General features: G+C 62.3%; 12 protein-coding genes. 6 read left to right on the top strand and 6 right to left on the bottom strand.

The window, feature by feature from the left end; translation table 11 throughout:
* Positions 1 to 12: 12 nt before the first annotated feature.
* The 5 genes from HOY34_RS17550 to fdnG all read right to left on the bottom strand — a co-directional run bounded on the left by HOY34_RS17550 (position 13) and on the right by fdnG (position 5,995).
* Complete coding sequence (locus tag HOY34_RS17550; RefSeq protein WP_172365247.1) at positions 13 to 381, bottom strand: hypothetical protein; 369 nt, start codon at positions 379 to 381, stop codon at positions 13 to 15.
* 98 nt (positions 382 to 479) lie between these two features.
* Positions 480 to 1,316, bottom strand: coding sequence for a formate dehydrogenase accessory protein FdhE (gene fdhE / locus HOY34_RS17555; protein ID WP_216654821.1), 837 nt, complete (start codon positions 1,314 to 1,316; stop codon positions 480 to 482).
* Positions 1,313 to 1,954 (bottom strand): formate dehydrogenase subunit gamma, encoded by a 642-nt coding sequence (locus tag HOY34_RS17560; RefSeq protein WP_172365249.1) that lies wholly within the window; start codon positions 1,952 to 1,954, stop codon positions 1,313 to 1,315. Before HOY34_RS17560 ends, fdhE begins: the two co-directional genes overlap by 4 nt.
* 10 nt (positions 1,955 to 1,964) lie before the next feature.
* On the bottom strand, positions 1,965 to 2,906 hold the full coding sequence (fdxH, locus tag HOY34_RS17565; protein ID WP_172365251.1) for a formate dehydrogenase subunit beta: 942 nt from the start codon (positions 2,904 to 2,906) through the stop codon (positions 1,965 to 1,967).
* Positions 2,903 to 5,995, bottom strand: a complete 3,093-nt coding sequence (fdnG, locus tag HOY34_RS17570) for a formate dehydrogenase-N subunit alpha (RefSeq protein ID WP_172365253.1) — start codon at positions 5,993 to 5,995, stop codon at positions 2,903 to 2,905. The genes fdxH and fdnG overlap by 4 nt, the downstream gene beginning before the upstream one ends.
* A gap of 428 nt (positions 5,996 to 6,423) precedes the next feature.
* Between fdnG and HOY34_RS17575 the strand changes: the two genes are divergently transcribed.
* The 5 genes from HOY34_RS17575 to hutC all read left to right on the top strand — a co-directional run bounded on the left by HOY34_RS17575 (position 6,424) and on the right by hutC (position 12,724).
* Complete coding sequence (locus HOY34_RS17575; RefSeq protein ID WP_172365255.1) at positions 6,424 to 7,314, top strand: LysR family transcriptional regulator; 891 nt, start codon at positions 6,424 to 6,426, stop codon at positions 7,312 to 7,314.
* Positions 7,315 to 7,429: 115 nt separating this feature from the next.
* Positions 7,430 to 8,671, top strand: a complete 1,242-nt coding sequence (locus HOY34_RS17580) for a sigma-54-dependent transcriptional regulator (protein WP_253944527.1) — start codon at positions 7,430 to 7,432, stop codon at positions 8,669 to 8,671.
* Entirely contained in the window at positions 8,664 to 10,775 is a 2,112-nt protein-coding gene (locus HOY34_RS17585; protein ID WP_253944528.1) for a sensor histidine kinase, read from the top strand. The genes HOY34_RS17580 and HOY34_RS17585 overlap by 8 nt, the downstream gene beginning before the upstream one ends.
* A gap of 54 nt (positions 10,776 to 10,829) precedes the next feature.
* Positions 10,830 to 11,891, top strand: coding sequence for a phosphatidate phosphatase App1 family protein (locus tag HOY34_RS17590; protein WP_172365261.1), 1,062 nt, complete (start codon positions 10,830 to 10,832; stop codon positions 11,889 to 11,891).
* 50 nt (positions 11,892 to 11,941) lie between these two features.
* Positions 11,942 to 12,724 (top strand): histidine utilization transcriptional repressor HutC, encoded by a 783-nt coding sequence (gene hutC, locus HOY34_RS17595; protein ID WP_172365263.1) that lies wholly within the window; start codon positions 11,942 to 11,944, stop codon positions 12,722 to 12,724.
* A gap of 51 nt (positions 12,725 to 12,775) precedes the next feature.
* On the opposite strand, the gene leuB is transcribed toward hutC, so the two are convergent.
* Entirely contained in the window at positions 12,776 to 13,882 is a 1,107-nt protein-coding gene (leuB, locus tag HOY34_RS17600) for a 3-isopropylmalate dehydrogenase (RefSeq protein WP_172365265.1), read from the bottom strand.
* Positions 13,883 to 14,105: 223 nt separating this feature from the next.
* Here leuB and HOY34_RS17605 point away from each other — a divergent pair, with 223 nt between their 5' ends.
* Positions 14,106 to 14,741: a tetratricopeptide repeat protein gene (locus HOY34_RS17605; RefSeq protein ID WP_172365267.1), complete on the top strand. Its 636-nt coding sequence runs from the start codon at positions 14,106 to 14,108 to the stop codon at positions 14,739 to 14,741.
* Positions 14,742 to 14,867 lie beyond the last annotated feature (126 nt).

Raw genomic sequence — 14,867 nt, forward strand, 5'->3', positions numbered from 1 at the left:
CGGACGAAGCCGTTAGTCGTTCTGGGTGAACCGTCCCTGCTCGTCAGGCCAGGTCCAGATATTATCATCTGCGAGAATAGCTGCGACGACTGCCTCTGCCCGTTTTCGTGTCGTAGGACTTTCTCGAAGTCCGATGTAATCGGTTTCGACCTGGACAAGATAATTTACTGCCTGACCAGGTGGCTCCCCCTGTCTTAGCTGAGAGGCGACGAAGATCAAATAGCCGTCATACTCATCTGCAAACTTCTGGTTTGCCTCATCGCTCCATTTTCCTGGAAAACAACCACTTGCCCCCAGAAGGCCAATCGGGTCCCAGAGGCTCCAACCGATGTCGCGCAGTCTGGATAAATTAACGCGCGGTTGCGGCACCAGGTTAATCATGGATGACCTTTGAATTCGCCTAATCCCGTAAACCTATCGGAACATTACGACCCTCGCAATGGGCTGGTACTGGCCTTCCACCTATGCGCTTCTGAGCCCTATCCGGGCAGCGCGAAGGGGTTGAATCCGGTGCGGCCGAAACCCTCTGACGCGGCCGCATCATCAAGGATCAGCGTCGCCAGATCGTCGGCAACGGTCTCTATATCGGGGTCACGCTCGGCGCTGATGACCTTCAGATAGCCGCCGCAGGCATTGCAGGCCTCGGCGCGGATCGCAGCCTCTGGCGTGTCAAAGCTGAGGTAATCCAGCTGCCCCGCATCGCCGCAGCAAGAGCATTTCGCCCGCACCATATGCCATTCGCATTCGCACATGGCGCAATGCAGGTAACGCAGGCCCTGGCGCTCGCTGGTGTGGATGTGGCTGGCGACCGGATGGCAGCCGCAGATCGGGCAATATGTGGTTTCCTCATCGCCCTTCGGCGGCAGATCGGCGGCACGCGCCCCCTGGGCCACCGCAAGCGACAGCCCCGCCCAAAGGAAAGGCGCCAGCGCGGGGTCAACGTCTCCGAACCGCTCTTCCGCCAGCGCCACCCCGGCCTCGATCCGGGCATCCGCAGGCAGATCGGCAAGCCGCTGCAGCGCATGGGCCACCTCGGCCTGGGCCAGCGATTGCAGCCTTGCGATCATGCGATCCAGCCCCGGCAGCCAGGCACCGCTGGCGGCGATCTCTTTCGGGTCCGCAAGGGCAGGGGCCCCGTCTGACAGCGCCGCCTTCTGCGCCTCGGTGATGTCGGCGCAAAACATCAGATAGGCCGAGAGGTCGTGATCCTCGGCCAGAGCCCGCAGGCGCGCGGCACGGGCAGCGTAAAGCCCGGCCAGATCCTCACGCAGGATCGGGTCGAAATGGCGCGCCTCGGGGATGGGGTGGATGCTCAATGGTCGGCCTTCCCGGATTCGATCTCTTCGGCCCAGCGGTCATGGTGCTGCGCCGCCCAGCGTTTTGAGACATAGCCCGTAACCATGCCGGTGATCGAGCCCCTGACCCAGATCGCCAGATAGATATGCCCCATGATCAGCAGGATCAGCCCGATCCCGGCCACCGAATGCGCCAGGATCGCCAGGCGCAGCACCCAGATCGGGAAATATTCCGCGAAATAGGCCCGCCACATGATCAGGCCGGAAATCAGCAGCACCACGATCGAGGCCATGATCAGCCAGAACAGCACTTTCTGCCCGGCGTTATACTTGCCGATCCTGAGCTTGCGCGAGTGATCGCCCGCCAGCACCGGGACCACATTCTGGAACCAGATCTTATCGGTCCGCGCCGGCAGATTGTGATGCATAAAGCGTTTGAACATATAGCAAAGGCCCAGGAATACCGCGATCCCGAAGAAGGGATGCAGCACCCGCGCCATTTGCGGCGTGCCAAGGAATGAGGACATCCAGGAGAAGGTCGGGAAGAACCAGGAGATCCCCGAGGTCGCCGCGAAGAAGAAGCAGACCACGATGCTCCAGTGGCAAAGCCGCTCCAGGAATTTCGTGCGCAGGATCTGGTCTTTTTTGGGTTTGCCCATGATGTCCCCCTTACTCTGCCGCGTGTTTCGAGATCGGCGTCACATTCGTCGGGGGCTCTTCGGGCAGCTTGCCGTCCGATCCCTCGGGGTGATCATCATCGTCGGTGGTATTGGGGCCAACGCCGATGAAATGCGCCGCCATCGCGCCGACGGCGACCGCCCCGGCCACAGCTGCCGCAGGTTTCAGCAGATCCTTCCAGCCCTCAACGATGGGCGAGATTTTCGGATCTTTGGGCAGGCCTGCGTAACGCTCGGGGTCGTCGGCATGTTGCAGCACATACATCACATGCGTGCCACCAACGCCTGCGGGGTCATAGAGACCGGCGTTTTCATAGCCGCGCTCGTTCAGCTCGGCCACGCGGGTCGCGGCCAGATCTTTCATCTCTTCTTTCGAGCCGAAGGCAATCGCGCCGGTCGGGCAGGTTTTCGCACAGGCCGGGGCCTGGCCCACCGCCAGACGATCCGAGCAGAGCGTGCATTTATAGGCCTTGTGATCCTGTTTTGAGATCCGCGGCACGTTGAACGGACAGCCCGCCACGCAATAGCCGCAGCCGACACAGAGGTCAGACTGGAAATCGACCACGCCATTTGCATATTGCACAATCGCGCCGGGGATCGGGCAGGCTTTCAGACAGCCCGGATCCTCGCAATGCATGCAGCCGTCCTTGCGGATCAGCCATTCGAACTTGTCGTTTTCATCGACATGCTCGGTGAAGCGCATCAGCGTCCAGGTTTCGGGATGCAGGTCGGCGGGGTTGTCATAGACGCCGACGTTGTTTTCCACCGGGCCGCGCAGATCGTTCCACTCGTTACACGCCACCTGACAGGCCTTGCAGCCGATGCAGATCGACACGTCGATCAGCTTGGCCACTTCCATCTGGTGGTTGCGGATATCGGGCGCGGGTGTCAGCTCTGACGTGGCTGAACGGCGGACGATGTTTTGCGAGTTCATGCCAGTTCTCCCTCGGCCTTCTCGACATTGACGAGGAAGGCTTTGAATTCAGGCGTTTGCGAGTTGGCGTCGCCCACGCCCGGCGCCAGCGTATTGGCGAGATAGCCCTTGCGGGTTGCGCCCTCAAAGCCCCAGTGACAGGGGATGCCGATCTGCTCGACTTCCTGGCCTGCGACGTTCAGCGTGCGCATCCGCTTGGTGACCACGGCTTTCGCGGTGATATAGCCGCGCTTGGTGGTTACCTTGACGGTGTCGCCGTGTTTGATGCCCTTCTCGGCGGCCAGCTTTTCACCCATTTCGATGAATTGCTCTGGCTGGAGCATGGCGTTCAGATGGCTGTGTTTGGTCCAGTGGCGGAAGAGTTCCGTTACCGAGTAAGTCGTTGCGACATATGGATAATCTGTGCGGTTGCCCATCCGCTCGCGGTCGTTCTGGAAGATCCGCGCGGTCGGGTTATGCGTGACATTCTCATGCAGCGGGTTCTTGGCGATCGGGCTTTCCACGGGCTCATAATGCTCGGGGAAGGGGCCGTCATTCATGCCCTGCGCCGAGAACAGCCTGCCAACCCCTTCGGGCAGCATGATGAAAGGCGCGGCAGGGCCGCCGGGCGGGATCGTCGCCGGGAAGTCGGGAACATCCGCGCCGACCCATTTTTCACCGTTCCAATGCAGGATCTGGCGATTGGGATCCCAGGAGTTCCCGTCCTTGTCCATGCTGGCGCGGTTATAAAGGATGCGGCGGTTCGCAGGCCAGGCCCATGCCCAGCCGGGGGTATTCCCCAGCCCGCTATCGGTATTGTCCCGATTGGCCATCTGGTTGCCTTTTTCGGTCCAGGACCCGGCAAAGACCCAGCAGAAGCTTTGCGTCGTGCCGTCATCGCGCAGCTGCGCGAAGCTGTCGAGAAGCTGGCCCTTGCGCAGGATCTGGACGCCGTTCTCATCGAACACGTCTTCCAGCGCATAGCCATTGGCCTCTTTCGCCATCTCCTCGGGATGCGGGAAATAGGGGTCATGATAGGTGTCGTGATCCCAGGTCATATGCAGAACCTGCTCGGGGCAGGCGCCGCCCTCGACCTCATAAAGGCGCCGCAGCTCCATCATGATGCCGCCCAGGATCGCCGGGTCATGGCGCGCCTGGCCCGGGGGCTCTTGCCCGGCATAGTGCCATTGCAGCCAGCGGCCCGAGTTCACGATCGCGCCGTCCTCTTCCGCGAAACAGTTCGAGGGCAGACGGAAAACCTCGGTCATGATCTCTTCGGTCGGCACGTCGTTAAAGCGGCCTTCGTTGCGCCAGAAATTCGAGGTCTCGGTCACCAGCGGGTCGATGATCACCAGGAACTTCAGGTTCGACAATGCCTTAGAGGTCTTGTTCTTATCCGGCATCGCGGCCAGCGGGTTGAACCCTTGGGCGATATAGCCGTTGACCTGGCCGTTATACATCATGTCGAAATAGGCCAGCATGTCATAGCTGCGGTCCCATTTCGGCAGAAGATCAAAGGCGAAATCGTTCTCTTTCGTCGCGTGTTTGCCGTATTGGTTCTTCAGGTAGGAAATGAAGAATTTCGGCGTATTTTTCCAGTAATTGACCTGGCCCGGGGTGACATCCTTCGGCGTGGTCTCTTCCAGATATTGCGCGAGGCTGGTCTGCTTGTCTGAGGGCAGGTTCATATAGCCCGGCACCCGCAGCGACAGCAGGCCCAGATCGGTATAGCCCTGGATGTTCGAGTGACCGCGCAGCGCATTCACGCCGCCCCCGGCCATGCCGATATTGCCCAGCAGCAACTGGATCATCGCAGCGCCGCGGATGATCTGCGCACCGCCGGTGTGGTGCGTCCAGCCCAGCGCGTAAAGCCAGGTCAGCGTCTTGTTTTTGGCCGAGCACGATCCGATCACCTCGGCGATCTTCAGGAAATCGGCTTTCTTAACGCCGGTGATTTCCTCAACCATCTCAGGCGTATAGCGATCCACGTGCTTCTTCAGCAGCTGCAGGACCGAACGCGGATGCGTCATCGTCTCATCGCGCAGCGCCAGCCCGTCTGCGCCACGCGCATAGGTCCAGGAGGATTTGTCGTAGCTGTTCGTCTCGGCGTTGAAGCCCGAGAACACACCCTCATCAAAGGTGAAATCGTCACGCACAATCAGCGCCGCATTGGTATAGTCGCGGACATATTCGTGCTGGATCTGACCCGTCTCCAGCAGATAGCGCACCATCCCCATCAGGAAGGCCGCATCCGAGCCCGCGCGGATCGGCGAGAAGATATCTGCCACGCTCGCCGTCCGGTTGAACCGCGGATCGACCACGATCACCTTGGCCTTGTTCTTGATCTTGGCCTCGATCACCCATTTGAACCCAACCGGATGCGCCTCGGCGGGGTTGCCGCCCATCACGATCACCACATTGGCGTTCTTGATATCGACCCAATGGTTGGTCATCGCGCCACGCCCGAAACTCGGCGCCAGCGCCGAAACCGTCGGCGCATGGCAAAGCCGCGCCTGGCAGTCGATCCCCAGCATGCCCAGCGCCCGGCTGAATTTGTAATCCAGCACGCCCGTCTCATTCGAGGCCGCCGAAGAGGCCAGCATCCCCGAGGACAGCCAGCGATTGACCAGCTGCCCCTGTTCGTTATGCGAGATGAAATTCGCATCGCGGTCGTCTTTCAACAGCCGCGCGATGCGCTTCGTCGCATCTTCCCAGGAGATCTTCACCCATTCCTTTGAGCCCGGCGCCCGGTATTCCGGGTGCAGCAGGCGGCCTTTGGAATGGATCATATCCAAAAGCCCTGCGCCTTTCGGGCAGAGCGAACCACGGCTGACGGGGTGATCGGGATCGCCCTCGATATGGAAGATGCGCGGCTTGGCATTCTTCGCGCCGTCACCCAGCGAATACATCAGGATGCCGCAGCCGACCGAGCAATAGGTGCAGTTGTTGCGCGTCTCTTTGGCCCGCAGCAGTTTGAACGGGCGGACCGCCGCCGAGACCTGTGCTTCTGCGGTGGAAAGCCCTATCGCCTGGGCCGACAATGCGGCTGCGCCGGCGCCGAGGATCTTCAGAAAACCGCGACGTCCGAGGTTGGTTTTGGCACCATACATGGCAACCGCTCCTGCCCTGGTTGTGATGAATTGTGTGCAACGGCACACCGAATGCCCCCGCACTACCTGCGCGTTATGGTCGCGGGCAAGACAGAAGATGCTGTGCATTTTTGCAGTGCGGCACCCAGCTGCAGCATAAGCGGGCAGAAAAATTCTGACCTATTTACATGGTTTTACCAAGCAACTGAGGGATAATGACTTTATTTTTTCATCTGTATAATTTATGATGCGATAAGCATAAATTATCACAAAACTGTGTTTGCGATGACAGAGCCGACCAGGCCAGCGCCCATGACGAAAACAAGACCCAAAGCGGGCCTTCGCTTCGGGATCGACTCAATCCCTAGCGTTATGTATTGTAAAACACAACGATCTTCTCACGCCTTGTCGCCCTTATGTTTTCGGCGGCGCTTTTCAGGGTTCTCCCCATGCTGATCCGCCATCTCGACTTCTTTGTCACCCTCGCCGAAGAGGCGCATTTTGGCCGCGCGGCCGAGCTGTGCGGCGTCAGCCAGCCTGCGCTTTCGCTGGCGATCCGCAAGCTGGAGGATGATCTTGGCACGCCCCTGATCCTGCGCGGCCAGCGCTTCCTGGGCCTGACGGCCGAGGGCGAGAAGGTGCTGCTTTGGGGGCGGCAGATCCTGTCGGATTACGGCAACCTGCGATCAGACCTCAGCGGGCGGCGCAAGGGCGGCCTGACGGGCGAGCTGCGGCTGGGCGTTTCCCCTGCTGCGATCCCGCTGCTGCCGCTGTTTTGCGAACAATTTGAGGCAAAAAACCCACTGTCCCGGCTGCGGATTGAAACCATGCCGCTGGCGCAGATTGAAACCGCGCTGGCCGATTTCACGCTGGATGGCGGCCTTGGCTGGCTGCCTGCAAAGCGGGCGAAAAGCGATCCCCTGCGCCAGCAGCCACTGTGGAATGTGACGCTGAAATTCGCCTGCCGGGCGGATCATCCCTTTGCCCAGGGCGGCGCGATCAGCCTGGGCGACGCGGCGACACAGCCGCTTTGCCTGATCGGCGATCTGCCGCTGCCTGTGGCGGTCACGGGGCGGCCTGCGATTTTATGCGCGGGGCTGGATGCGGTGCTTGGCCATTTGCGTCACGGCGGCTGGTGCAGCCTGGTGCCCGATACGCTGACCCCCTTGCTGCATGCGGATGACGATATCTGCCTGATCCCGCTAAGCGACGCGCCCCCCGCCCCGCAGATCGGCGGCATGGTTTTGCGGCGCGAGCCGCAATCGCCGATGGTTCGCGCCTTCGATGATTGCCTTGCCACCCTGGCCGGGGAACAAGCAGCACGAGGGGCCGCAGCCTGAAAACCGCGGCCCCTCGTGCTGCTTGTTCCCCGGCCCCGCCAATGCGACAAAGGCCCGCGCGCTTTGTTCCGCGCCCACCATTCCCGACAAACTGACCTGGCACCAGGAGATACCCTTGTCTGCCCCTCATCTCTCCGGATCTCAGCGCCCCGCCCCGGGCGCGGCCCTTCGCGCCGGCAGTTCGCAGGCCTTCGCGGCCCGGCTGGCGCGTGTCTCGGTGCTGGTGGTCGATGACGAGCCGGGGATGCGCAATTTCATGGCGCGGATTTTGGGCCCGCAATGCCGTCGGATCGAACTGGCCGCCAGCATCCAGGAGGCGGGCGAATGGCTGGCGGTCGAGCCTTTCGATGTGATCGTGCTCGACAATCTGCTGGGCAATGAGCGCGGGCTGGACTGGCTGGTCGCGCAGCGCGAAAAGGGCATCGTGCCGCCGGTGATCCTGATTTCCGCCTTTGCCGATCTTGAAGTGGCGATCGAGGCGATGCAGGCGGGCGTGGTCGATCTGATCCTGAAGCCCTTCCGCTCGAACCAGCTGCTTAACGCGGTGGCGCGGCTGGCCGAACAGACCCGGCTGCAAAGCGAGAACCAGCTGCTGCGCCATGAGCTGCGGCGCGGGTCCGAGATGACGCCCGGCCCGGTGGGGCTGACCGGCCACTCGCCCGCGATCACCGCGATCCGTGAGACGATTGCCCGGGTCGCGCCGCTGCCATCCTCGGTTTTGCTGACCGGGCCCTCGGGCAGCGGCAAAGAGGTGGCGGCGCGGCTGATCCATGCGATGTCAGACCGCCGCGACAACCCCTTCGTGCCGGTGAACAGCGCCACCCTCTCGGAAGACATGGTCGAGGCAGAGCTGTTCGGCGATGTCAGCGGCGAGCGTCGGGGCCTGTTCCTGCATGCCCAGGGCGGCACGCTGTTCCTTGATGAGATTTCAGAGCTGCCACATGCGATCCAGACCCGGCTGCTCAGGGTGCTGGAAGATCGCCGCATCCGCCCGGTCGGGGCCGAGCGCGAGCTGCCCGTCGATCTGCGGCTGATCTGCGCGACGAATGCCGATCCGGCGGCCCTGGTCGCCGAGGGCCGGCTGCGCGAGGATCTCTGGCACCGCATCAATATCCTGCACCTGCCGATGCCGCCGCTGTCCGCGCGGGGCGAGGATGTCATTGAACTTGCACGCCATTTCATGGAGGCGCTTTCGGGCCGCCTTGGCATGCCTCCGGTAGAGATCACCCCGGAAATCGCGGCAGGTCTGATGGCGCAGCCCTGGCCCGGCAATGTGCGCGAGCTGCGCAATCTGATCGAGCGGGCGCTGATCCTGGGCCATTTTGCCCCTGATCTGATCCAAAGCCGTGATGACTGAACCGGGCCAGAGGCCTGATCCGGGGCAGGGGCCGCGCAGAGGGCTTAGCCTGCGCGGGCGGCTTCTGATCATCACCCTTCTGCCGATGCTGGTGCTGACGCCGATCCTTCTGGGCATCACCATCCAGCGCTGGCTGATGCGGACAGATCAGATCCTTGCGGCCCGGGTCGCCAGCGATCTGACCGTCGGGCGGCAATATCTGGACCATCTGATCGCCAATACCCGCCAGGAAGTCGCGGCTTTCGGGCGATCCGTCGCGTTTCGGGATGCCGGGATCGGGCAGAGTGCTGCTGATGGTGTCAGGCCTGCACCCTCGGCCCTGATGCGAGAGGCACGCCGCGCCGCCAGGCTGGACTTTCTTATTCTGACGGGCGGCCAGGCGCAGGTTCTGGCGGCCTCGCCCCCGACATCGGCGCATGAACCGCTGCATGATGTGCTGGCCTCTGGCAAAAGCGGCCTTGCGGTGCTGCCCCCCCAGACGCTGGCCCGGATCTCGCCTCAGCTGGCGCGGCGGGCGCTTTTGCCGCTGATCGCCACCGAGGGCAGCCAGCCAAGGCCAGAGCGGGTCGAGGATCGCGGCCTTGTGGTGCTGGCCTCGGTTCCGGTTACGCTTGCAGATGGCACGCCGGGGATGCTGATCGGTGGCATCATGCTGAACCGAAATGACGGCTTTATCGACCGCATCAGCGAGCTGGTCTATCCGGCCACCAACCCCGCACTGACCAGTCCAGCTGAGGCCGGACAGCAGAATGGGCAGCCGAATGGGCTGACGGCGGGCGCGGATCTGGGCGTCATCACGCTTTTCCTGGGCGATACGCGGATCGCAACCACGCTGCGCCCCAGCGGGGATGAGCGGGCCCTCGGCACCCGTGTCTCGGCCGAGGTCGCAGCCCGGGTGCTGGAGGGCGGAAATTCCTGGCATGACACCGCTTTCGTGGTGAATGGCTGGTTCATCTCGGCCTATGAGCCGCTGCTTGATGTAGATGGGGCGCGGGTCGGCATGCTATATGCTGGCATCCCGAAAGAGCCCTATACCCAGGCCCGCAGGGTGACATTTCTGATGATCGGCGCGGCTTTCCTGCTGGTTGGCGGGCTTTTCGTGCCGCTGGCCCTGTCCTGGGCGCGGGGGATCTTTCGCCCCGTGGCCGCAATCAGCGACACGATCGCGCAGGTTGGGGCCGGGGATATGTCGGCCCGCAGCGGCGCCTTGCAGGGCGCAGCAGAGATCACCAGCGTGGCTGACCACCTTGACCATCTGCTGGCGCTGCTGGAAAGCCGCGAGCGCGAACTGCGCAGCCTGAATCAGGATCTGAACGCCCGCGTCGAGGCCCGCACCGCCGATCTGACCCGCGCCAATCAGGCGCTGGAGGTTACCAGCCGCCAGCTGATCCTGGCGGAAAAGCTGGCCACCATCGGCGAGGTCACCGCAGGCGTCGCCCATGAGATCAACAATCCGCTGGCGGTGATTTCAGGCAATCTGGAAGTGGTCCGCATGGTGCTGGCCGAGCGCGAGCCAGAGGCCGAGACCGAGCTTTCGCTGATCGACGGCCAGATCCGCCGCATCAACGGGCTGGTGACCCAGCTTTTGCAATTCGCCCGGCCCGAGGAATTTACCGGCAGCGAAAGCGCCGATCCGAAAGCGGCGATTGAGGGTCTTCGCCCGCTGGTGCGCCATATGCTGGCCAGGGGCCAGGTGCAGCTGCAAGAGGATCTCAGCGCCACCCGCCGCATCCGCATGAACCCGCATGAGCTGCAGCAGGTGCTGATCAACCTGATCGCAAATGCTGTCCAGGCGATGCCAGAGGGGGGGCAGATCACGCTGACCCTGACGGATGATGACACCAACCCGCTGGGCCAGGGGATTTCCCTGGTGCTGACAGACAGCGGCAAAGGCATGGATGAGGCCACGCTGTCACGCATGTTCGAGCCGTTTTTCACCACCCGCGGCCGCGATGGCGGCACCGGGCTGGGCCTGCCGATCTGCCTGTCGCTGGTCACGCGCCAGGGCGGCAGCCTCAGCGCCAGCAGCCAGCCGGGCCAGGGCACCAGCTTTCACATCTGGCTGCCTGCAGATCCGGGCATGGCGATCCGGGCAATGGATTGACGCGCCGCCAGGCCCCGGCCAATCTGCAGCCTTGTAATGGTGCAGGCGGTGGTTATGAAAATTGAGAAAATTTCGCGCCGCGCGCTGCTGGGGGGATCTTTGATGGCACTGATCCCCTTTCGTCTTTTTGCCGCCGGGCTGAAATCGGATGAGACGGTGCTCTTCCAGCCCGGCTATGCAATGGCGCTGAACGGCGAAGAGGTCGGGATCCGCATCTCGGCCTGGGTCTTTGAATTTGAGCGCCGCCCGGGCGCCCGCACAGTTTTCCTTAATCTTCTGGGCGTTGATTTCAAAAAGGCCGCGCCAAACTCGCGTGAGATTTTCGCGCAGCGCAGCCGCTACTTCCTGACCGATTCAGAGCGCGGCAAGGTGCTGGAGGTTGTCACCCAGACGGGCGAGACGCTGACCCTGCCCGCCACCAATCGCGCAGGCAGGGTCGATCACATGGCACAGATCCGGCTGGCCACCAACCGCAAAGACCCGCCGAAGAGCATCGGCTTTTCGGTCAAAGCCCCCGGCAAGGCCGACGAAGGCTTTTCCGGCATCGCCCATTTCATCCCTGAAACCGGGCTCAGTGTGGTCTCAGACATTGATGACACGATCAAGATCAGCAATGTCGCCAATACCCGCACCCTGATGCGCGACAGTCTGATCAAGCCCTTCGCCGCCGTGCCCGGCATGGCAAGGCGCTATCAGGATCTGGCCCTGGAAAAGGGCACCAGCTTTCACTACCTGTCCTCAAGCCCGATCCAGCTGTTGCCCGCCTTGCAGCAGTTCATTGACGAGGCAGGCTTTCCGGCAGGCAGCATGCATCTGCGCGAAAGCACCAGCTGGAGCAATCTGATCCCCGGCAAAGGGGCCAGCGTCAGGCATAAGACAGCCATGCTGGACCAGTTGCTTGCAGATTTCCCAAAGCGGCAGTTCCTGCTGATCGGCGACAGCGGCGAACAGGATCCCGAGATCTATGGCGAGGCCGCCCGCCGCTTTAGCACCCGCGATATCCGTATCCTGATCCGCCGCGCCCCGGGCGCACCTGCGACCGAGGCCCGCTTTGCCGCAGCCTTTGCGGGCCTTAACCCGGATCATTGGGCGCTGATCGATACAGACGCGCCATAGGCATCCCCTCTGCCCATAGACGCGGAACGCAGCCCGGCCTAGAAAGAGCCATGCCCCAACCCGACACGCCCCTGACGACCTCAGCGAAAACGCGCAGCCTGCATGATCAGCTTTTGCGCAAATTCCACGGTTTTATCGTCAGCCAGGAATGGCCGCCCGGCTTTCAGCTGCCCTTTGAAACCGATCTGGCCCAGGCGCATGGCGTCTCGCGGATGACGATGAACAAGGTGCTGACCCAGCTGACACGCGAGGGCTATCTGATCCGCCGTCGCAAGCTGGGCACCTTTGTCGCGCAGCCCAGGGCGCAATCGGCGGTGATGGAGCTGACCGATGTCGAGGCCGAGGTGCGCGCCCTGGGCCTGCCCTGGCGCTTTCAGCTTTTGTCGCGCGGCCTGCGCGCCCCCGCCGATCATGAGATCCGCGAGGCCCGGATCACCGCTCCGGGCAAGGTTCTGGCGCTGCGCGGGCTGCATTTTGCGGGCGATCAGCCCTTTTGCCTGGAAGAGCGGATCATCAATCCCGCCGCCGCGCCCACCGCCCCCGACCAGGACTTCACCCGTGAAGCGCCCGGCCATTGGTTAAGACAGGAAATCCCCTGGACCTCGGCCGAGAACCGAATCCGGGCGGTGAATGCGGGCGAACAGGTGGCCCGCGACCTGGCGCTTTCGCCCGGTGAGGCCTGTCTGGAGCTGACGCGGCGCACCGAGATTGCCGGCCAATGGGTCACGCTGGTGCGGCAAAGCTATCCCGGCGACCGCCATCAGCTGCTGGCACAGTTTGAGCCACGGCCAGAGGCCGCCCACTCTGCGATCAGCCCAGCCGTCGCGGACTGATCCATTCCTGTGAAAAATCAGGCCCTGCGCTAACAGAGCCTGAAAGCAGGATCAGCCTGCAGCCGCCAGCGCGGCAACAATCGCGTCGCCCATGGCAGCGGTGCCAATGGCGGTGCCGCCCTCTGGCCCCAGCAGATCGCCGGTGCGCAGCCCATCGGCCAGCACTTTTTCAACCGCCTGCTCGACCAGAGTCGCCTCTGCGCCCAGATCAAAGCTGTAGCGCAGCGCCATCGCAAAGCTGAGGATGCAGGCAATCGGGTTCGCCTTGCCCTGGCCCGCAATATCGGGGGCCGAGCCGTGCACGGGCTCATACATCGCTTTCGGGCGGCCATTTTTCATCGGTGCGCCAAGGCTGGCCGAGGGCAGCATGCCCAGCGAGCCGGTCAGCATCGCCGCCGCATCCGACAGAAGGTCACCGAACAGGTTGTCGGTCACGATAACGTCGAATTGCTTGGGATTGCGCACCAGCTGCATCGCGCCGTTATCGGCATACATATGCGACAGCTCGACATCGGGGTAATCGCGGTCATGCACCTCTTGCACGACATCGCGCCACAGGATGCCGGATTCCATCACATTGGCCTTCTCCATCGAGCAGACCCGGTTGTTGCGGCGGCGCGCCAGCTCGAACGCCGAGGCGGCCACGCGGGCGATCTCAGATTCCGTGTAACGCTGGGTGTTGATGCCGACGCGCTCATTGCCTTCTTTGAAGATGCCGCGCGGCTCGCCGAAATACACGCCCGAGGTCAGTTCGCGCACGATCATGATATCAAGACCGGCGACCACGTCCCGCTTCAGCGACGAGAAATCGGCCAGCGCGTCAAAGCATTGTGCCGGGCGCAGGTTCGAGAAGAGATCCATCTCTTTGCGCAGACGCAAAAGGCCACGCTCTGGCTTTACACTGAAATCAAGCTTGTCGTATTTCGGGCCGCCAACTGCACCCAGCAGCACGGCATCAACCTCTTGCGCCTTTGCCATGGTGGCATCGGTCAGGGGGGTGCCATGCGCATCATAAGCGCTGCCGCCAACCAGGTCTTCCGACACATCGAAATGAATGTTACGCGCGGTTCCTAACCAGGCGATGACTTTTTTCACCTCGGCCATGACTTCGGGGCCGATGCCGTCACCGGCAAGGATCAGCAGGGAGGGGTTGGCCATCGGGGCGCTCCGTTTGAAAGGGTCTCAGGCGGGCTAGCCCAAGGGCCGGTCGCGGTCAAGGTCGGCGGCTGTTTGCTGGCAGATCTGCGGCTTTGCCGCGCCGCCAATCTGCAGTCCCGTGGCGCTTAAACCTTATAGAAAGTTTCAGCCGATATTATCCGATTCGCCATCAATGCTGCGCATAGGCTTTTGATTTCAGGTAATTTCGCCAGAGAGGAAATTCATGTCTGCCCTGAATTTATTCCGATCTTTACTGCTTTTGCTGCTGGCAACAGGATCAGGCTGCGCGCTATCCGGCGATGAAGCCATCAGAAGCCGATCTGAGACCGAGCAGATTGCCGAGGCCGCCAGATCGGTTGGCGAATATGAAGAGGCGGCTCGCCTCTTTGAACGCGCCGCCGAACGCGATCCGCAATCCGTCAACGCCCTGATTGGGCTGGGCAGAACCTATACAGAGCTGGGCCAGTTCAACCGTGCCGCAAATGCGCTGAACACGGCCTCTGCAAAGCGCCCGCGCAATGCAGAGATTTATGCAGAGATGGGTCGTCTCGCCCTGTATCAGGGCCAGGCCAGCGAGGCCTTGGTTCAGTATGACACCGCTTTGAAACACGACCGGCGCAGCCTTCAGGCGCTGACCGGAAGGGCCGTCTCGCTGGACTATCTTTCACGCCATGCAGAGGCGCAGCAGGGCTATCAGCAGGCGTTGAAGATCTACCCGACGAATTTTGCCCTGCTCAGCAATAACGCCCTGTCGATGGTGATTTCCGGGGATGCCGCCCAGGGTGTCGCCGTCCTTGAAGAGCTGTCCCGGGATTCACAGCATCTGGAAACGGCAAAGGCAAACCTTGCCATCACCTAGGCTTTGTTGCGCTATTCGGCTTGGGGGCGCAGATACCCCTTTCCCGGTTATCTTCAGCGCATGCGGACGGTCTCGGGCGTTCCGAGTGATGTGAAGCGGTTCATGAGTGCGATGCGGATCTGAACC

It is taken from the genome of Pseudogemmobacter hezensis, from assembly GCF_013155295.1.
Taxonomy (GTDB): Bacteria; Pseudomonadota; Alphaproteobacteria; order Rhodobacterales; family Rhodobacteraceae; genus Pseudogemmobacter; species Pseudogemmobacter hezensis.